Source organism: Micromonospora sp. MH33 (assembly GCF_003013775.1).
Classification (GTDB): Bacteria; Actinomycetota; Actinomycetes; order Mycobacteriales; family Micromonosporaceae; genus Micromonospora; species Micromonospora fulviviridis.
Genome location: NZ_MUYZ01000366.1, coordinates 1 through 5,869, shown reverse-complemented (window position 1 = coordinate 5,869; position 5,869 = coordinate 1). Strand labels below are relative to the sequence as shown.

The following is a 5,869-nucleotide window of genomic DNA, read 5'->3' as shown; positions in this document are numbered from 1 at the left end:
GGCGCCGCCGCCGGGGCAGCCGCAGCTTCGGCCGCCGCGGTCGGGGCAGGCGCAGGCGGGGCAGCTGGAACCGGGGCAGCCGGAGCCGGGGCAGCCGGAGCCGGCCGACCCGGGGCAGCCGGCGGGGCACCCAGGCCGGGAAGAAGTACCAGGCCAGCGCGACCAGCAGCGCCCCGGCCAGCAGGAGCAGGGCGGCCAGCGGCAGCGGTACGGCGTCCCCTAGCGCGGCGACCGCCTCGGTCCACCACCGGCTCACCTCGGCACCGCCAGCAGGACGGGCTCCGGGGTGCCGGCCGGTGCGCGGGACAGCCGGATGTCCAGCCCCTCGGTGCGCATCCGGGTCTCCAGGTGCAGCACCGCGTCCAGGCAGGCCAGCGCGGGGTACGCGACCGCGTTGACCGCCACCCAGGCGACGGTGGCGACCGGCAGCGCCCAGGCGGAGACGTCGAAGAGGCCCAGCAGGCCGAGGCCGTGGTAGACGCCCAGCCCGATGCCGAGCCGGATCAGCCACCAGCCCAGGTAGCCGAGCAGCCGGATCGCGGCGGCCCGCCCGCCGACCCGGACCGCCAGCCGCAGCGCCCGCCCCGGCGCCCGGTACGCCGCCACCCGGTCCACCACGAGCACCGGCACCACGGCGCCGAGCACCCCGTACGCGACGAACCAGGCCGGCCCGGCCAGCCCGGCGAGCAGGACGGTCGCCCCGACCGCGGCCCCGGCCAGCAGGGTGGCCCCCCAGCGGGCGCCGTGCAGCAGTTCGCGTGCCCCGGTGCGGCGGCCCAGCAGGGCGGCCCCGGCACCCCGGGCGGCCGGGTTGGCCAGCAACGCGATGATCATGGCCTCGGTGCCGGCGCCGAGCGCGAGCAGGAGCCAGTACCACCCGAGCCGGTCCGGGTCGAACCACCACTCGGGCGGCCGGGCACCGGCCAGCACCCGCAGCGGGTGCAGCAGGGCCTGCTCGCCGAGGGCCAGCAGGACGGCCAGCGGGACGAGCACCCGGGCCTGGTTGCGCAGCAGCAGGACGGCCGAGTCGAGCAGCTCACCGACCGTCAGCGGACGGCGCGGGAGCACCGCGGTCGGGCCGACGTCGGGCACGGGGTACTCCTGGCGAGCGGGTCGAGGTGGCGGGCGGCGACACGCCCGAGGGATCATGGTTGCACGGCGCGTCCGCGCCCGGTGGACCCGTCCGCCACGACGCGCAACGCGGGCGGCCACGCCGTCAGCTGTGGTGCCGGACCGCCCTCGGCGCTACGGTGCCGTGAAGACGGCGGACCCTACGAACGAACGGGGATGGAACGATAAACCCCATGAGAGCCCGGGTACTGGTGGTCGACGACGACCCAGCACTCGCCGAGATGCTCGGCATCGTCCTGCGCAGCGAGGGCTTCGTGCCCTCCTTCGTCGCGGACGGAGAACGGGCACTGGCCGCGTTCCGTGACAGTCGGCCCGACATCGTCCTGCTCGACCTGATGCTGCCCGGCATGAGCGGCATCGACGTGGCCCGGGCCATCCGGGGCGAGTCCGGCGTGCCGATCGTGATGCTGACCGCCAAGAGCGACACGGTCGACGTGGTGCTCGGGCTGGAGTCCGGGGCCGACGACTACGTGGTCAAGCCGTTCAAGCCCAAGGAGCTGGTGGCCCGGATGCGGGCCCGGCTGCGCCGGGGCGAGGACGTGGCGCCGGAGCTGCTCACCATCGGCCCGCCCGGCAACCAGATCACCATCGACGTGCCCGCGCACACGGTCAGCCGGGACGGGGAGGAGGTGAAGCTGACGCCGCTGGAGTTCGACCTGCTGGTCGCGCTCGCCCGCAAGCCGCGCCAGGTCTTCACCCGGGAGGTGCTGCTGGAGCAGGTCTGGGGCTACCGGCACGCCGCCGACACCCGCCTGGTCAACGTGCACGTGCAGCGGCTGCGCGCCAAGATCGAGCCGGATCCGGAGCGACCCGAAATCATCCTCACCGTGCGAGGCGTGGGCTACAAAGCGGGCACCGGATAGCCTGGTCATCACTGTGGTGACCTCCCCGCCCCCCGACTCGCCGACCGCCGCGTCCCGCCGGCTCCCCGCCGCGCGGGCGCTGTGGCGCGTCCTGGCCGGCCGTGCGGCCCGGCTCACCGCCGGCGTCCACCAGACCTGGCGGCGCTCGCTCCAGGTCCGTGTGGTGACCATCACACTGGTGGCGTCCAGCCTGCTGGTGGGCGGGTTCGCGTACCTGATCGCCGACAAGCTCACCAACATCCTGCTGGAGAACGCCGAGACCGACGTCCTGCTGCGGCTGCAGAACGGCAGCGACTACGCCTCGAAGCAGTTCAACCTCTACAGCCAGCCGCAGGAGGCCCAGCTCCAGGACACCATCGACGGCACGGTCAACTACCTGGCCGGCGGTGACCCGGCGCAGACCAGTGGCGTGGTGGTGGCGATCACCGCCGACAACTTCGCCGGCTACATCGAGTCCCGCACCTCGCCCGACGTGCAGGTACGTCCGTTGATCAGCCGGGAGCTGCGGGCCTCGGTGGCGGCCGGGAACGTCGCCCACCAGGTCCGCACCGGCATGCTCGACGGCCAGCGCACCAAGTACCTGGTCTACGGCTCCCCGGTGCCGACCCGGTTCGGGCAGGTGGAGCTCTACTACCTCGTACCGCTGGCCCGGCAGGACACCACCGCGGCCGACGCCCGGGCCACCGTGGTCGCCACCGGCGCGGCCCTGGTGCTGCTGCTCGGCCTGCTGGCCGCCCTGGTCACCCGCCTGGTGGTGACCCCGGTGCGAGTGGCCGCCCGGACCGCCCAGCGGCTCTCCGCCGGCCTGCTCGACCAGCGGATGGTGGTCAACGGCGAGGACGACCTGGCCCTGCTCGCCGCCTCGTTCAACCAGATGGCGACCAACCTGCAACGGCAGATCCTCCGGCTGGAGGAGATGTCCCGGCTGCAGCGCCGGTTCACCTCCGACGTCTCCCACGAGCTGCGGACCCCGCTGACCACGGTCCGGATGGCCGCCGACCTGATCTTCGCCGAGCGCGGCGACTTCGACCCGGCCGTGGCGCGCAGCGCCGAGCTGCTCCAGGCCGAGCTGGACCGGTTCGAGGAGCTCCTCACCGACCTGCTGGAGATCAGCCGCTTCGACGCCGGCTTCGCCATGCTCGACAGCGAGCCGACCGACCTGGTGCCGGTCGTGCACCGGGTGGCCGAGCGGCTGGCCGGGCTGGCCGAGCGGGTCGGGGTGGCCATCGAGCTGGACCTGCCGGACAGCCCGGTGATCGCCGAGGTGGACCCGCGCCGGGTCGAGCGGGTGCTGCGCAACCTGGTCGGCAACGCGGTCGAGCACGGTGAGGCCAAGCCCGTGCGGATCACCCTCGGCATGGACCAGAGCGCCGTGGCGATCACCGTGCGGGACCACGGCGTCGGGCTCAAGCCGGGCGAGGAGAAGCTGGTCTTCAACCGGTTCTGGCGGGCCGACCCGTCCCGGGCCCGGCAGACCGGCGGCACCGGCCTGGGCCTGTCGATCAGCCTTGAGGACGCCCGGCTGCACGGCGGCTGGCTGGAGGCGTGGGGCGCGCCCGGGCAGGGCGCCCAGTTCCGGCTGACCCTGCCGGTCCGCGCCGGCGACCGACTGACCACCTCGCCGCTGCGGCTGGTGCCGGCCGACGCCACCCTGCCGTTCGGCGGTCCGCGTGACGGCGGGCTGCTCGCCATCGGGCCGGGCACCGACGCCGGCGTGCTGGCCGTCGGGCCGGCCGAGGGCACGGACCGCGCCGAGGTGACGTCGTGAGGCGGCGGCTGCTGAGCGCGCTGCTGTCCGGCGCGCTGCTGTCCGCCGGGCTGGCCGGGTGCGGCATCCCGGACCAGACCGAGGTCCAGGTCGACGGCCGGGGGCCGGCCGGCGAGTCCGGCTCGCTGAACGGCAGCGGCAGTCAGCCGCCGACCCGCAGCGCGACCGAGGACCCCAAGCAGTTCATCCGCGACTACCTCGCGGCGGCGGCCGGCGAGCGGGAGCAGGCGTACGACCGGGTCAAGCAGTTCATCGCGAACGAGGCGCAGGGCCGGCTGCGGAAGAAGCAGAGCAGCGAGGTCGAGCTGACCGTGGTCCGGCTGCTGGAGTCCCCGGAGAGCCGGCTGCTGACCAATCAGGGCATCTGGCAGGTCAAGGTCCGGGTGCAGCAGGTCGGCGTGCTGCGCGCCGACGGCACCCTGGACGCGCCCGCGGCCCGGGATACCGAGTACGTGTTCCGGCTCCGTCCCGCCGATTCCGGCAGCCAGGGGTTGGTGATCACCGACCTGCCCAACGTGCTGCTGCTCAGCGACGAGGCGCTGCGCCAGTACTACGGCACGCACACCATCTACTTCTGGAACTCCGACCAGAGCCGCCTGGTGCCCGACTGGCGGTACCTGCCCAACGCGGTGCCCGTCGAGCGGCGGGTCACCGAGGTCGTGCGGTGGCTGACCGGCGGCCCCTCCGAATGGCTCGCCCCGGGGGTGACCAAGGTGCCCGACGGCACCGCGCCGATCAACAACGCCACCGGTGCGGACCAGCACTGGGAGGTCAACCTCACCATGCCGGGGGCCGACGACAAGAAGCTCGGCCTGCTCGCCACCCAGCTTGCGTGGTCACTGCCGGAGCTGGCCGGGCAGCTCGACCTCAAGATCCAGAACCAGAAGCGGCGTACGGTCGACCTGCGGCAGGAGCGGGCCGACAATCCCGTGTACCCGACGCTGAGCGCCCCGGAGCGGTTCTGCGTCTACGACGGGGCGATCCACCCGCTCGCCATCGCCAGCGAGCCGGTCGGCACGGTGCCGGTCACGGCCGCGGCCAACCGGAGCGTGGTGTCGGCCGCGCTCAGCCGATCCGGCGACGAGGTGCTGGCGGCGCTGGTGACCCGGTCGGGCCAGCAGCAGCGGCTGCTGGTCGGGACCGGTCCGAGCCCGGTGAGCGTGTTCAACAGCAGCTCCCACGCCTACCGCTCGATCGGCCGCCCGATCTGGCTGCGTTCCGCCGATGCGCGGCACCCCTCCGGCCTGGTGGTGGCCGACGGCACGCTCTACCAGTTCGACGGTGGCGCGGGGATGAGCCGGGTGACCATTCCCGGCCAGGTCCCCGTCCCCGGCTCGGTCACCGCGGTGGCCGCCTCGCTGGAGGGGCACCGGATCGCGCTGATCATCGGTGGCGCGCTCTACGTCGCGCCGGTCAACGTCGACGGCGGCGAGGTCAGCGTGGGCGCGCCGCGGCCGCTGACCACCCGGCTCACCAGGCTGACCGCCGTCGACTGGTACGCGGAGAACCAGCTGGTCTTCGCCGGCAGCGACGGCCGCCAGCCGGCCATCTACCAGACCACCGTCGACGGCGCCGGGGAGTACGCGCTCAACCGGGACACCGGTGCGACGGTGTCCCACCTGGCCGCCTACCCGGGCGGCGCGGTCGGGCCGCTGCCCTCCCTGTCGTACATGTACCAGGCCACCGCGGCCTACCGGAACAACCCGCTCGGCAAGATCGAGCGGTCCCAGGTGCGGGACGTGGCGGCGGATGCCAAGCCCTCCGACCCGAGCGCCCCGTTCTTCTTCTACTGAGAGGCGCCGGTGCGGGACCTGGGCGGACTCTGGTCGGACCTGACCGATCTGGTGCTGCCGGCCGGCTGCGCCGGCTGCGCGGAGCGGGTGTCCGGCCTGCGGCAGGGTTTCTGCCCGCGCTGCGTCGGCGAGCTGGAGTCGCTGCGCCCCGCGCCGACCCGCCCCGATCCGGCCCCGCCCGGCCTGCCGTCCTGCGTCGCCCTCGGGCCGTACGGGGGTGCGCTGCGCAACGGGCTGCTGGCGTACAAGGAGCGGGGCCGGCACGGGCTGGCCCGGCCGCTGGGCGCGCTGCTGGCCGAGGTGGTCGCCGCGGC

Annotated in this window: 4 protein-coding genes and 2 pseudogenes; 4 read left to right on the top strand and 2 right to left on the bottom strand. The window is 74.3% G+C overall.

From position 1 onward, the window contains the following. Positions 1–256: pseudogene (locus B0E53_RS38810) on the bottom strand (DUF4129 domain-containing protein); the annotation flags it as partial. Continuing rightward, positions 253–1,092 (bottom strand): hypothetical protein, encoded by an 840-nt coding sequence (locus B0E53_RS32295; RefSeq protein ID WP_107079428.1) that lies wholly within the window; start codon positions 1,090–1,092, stop codon positions 253–255. The pseudogene B0E53_RS38810 and the gene B0E53_RS32295, both read right to left, overlap by 4 nt. A gap of 212 nt (positions 1,093–1,304) precedes the next feature. On the opposite strand from B0E53_RS32295, the gene mtrA reads away from it, so the two are divergent. The 4 genes and pseudogenes from mtrA to B0E53_RS32275 all read left to right on the top strand — a co-directional run. After that, entirely contained in the window at positions 1,305–1,994 is a 690-nt protein-coding gene (gene mtrA / locus B0E53_RS32290) for an MtrAB system response regulator MtrA (RefSeq protein ID WP_046564340.1), read from the top strand. A 91-nt stretch (positions 1,995–2,085) separates the two neighbouring features. Next, positions 2,086–3,762, top strand: a complete 1,677-nt coding sequence (mtrB, locus tag B0E53_RS32285) for an MtrAB system histidine kinase MtrB (RefSeq protein WP_210406299.1) — start codon at positions 2,086–2,088, stop codon at positions 3,760–3,762. Next, complete coding sequence (locus tag B0E53_RS32280) at positions 3,759–5,555, top strand: LpqB family beta-propeller domain-containing protein (RefSeq protein ID WP_107079427.1); 1,797 nt, start codon at positions 3,759–3,761, stop codon at positions 5,553–5,555. The genes mtrB and B0E53_RS32280 overlap by 4 nt, the downstream gene beginning before the upstream one ends. Positions 5,556–5,564: 9 nt before the next feature. Then, positions 5,565–5,869: pseudogene (locus tag B0E53_RS32275) on the top strand (ComF family protein); the annotation flags it as partial.

What these genes read in the sequence shown, in the direction of transcription:
- mtrA (WP_046564340.1), top strand. Translation starts at nt 1,305, where the DNA reads ATGAGAGCCCGGGTACTGGTGGTCGACGACGACCCAGCACTCGCCGAG.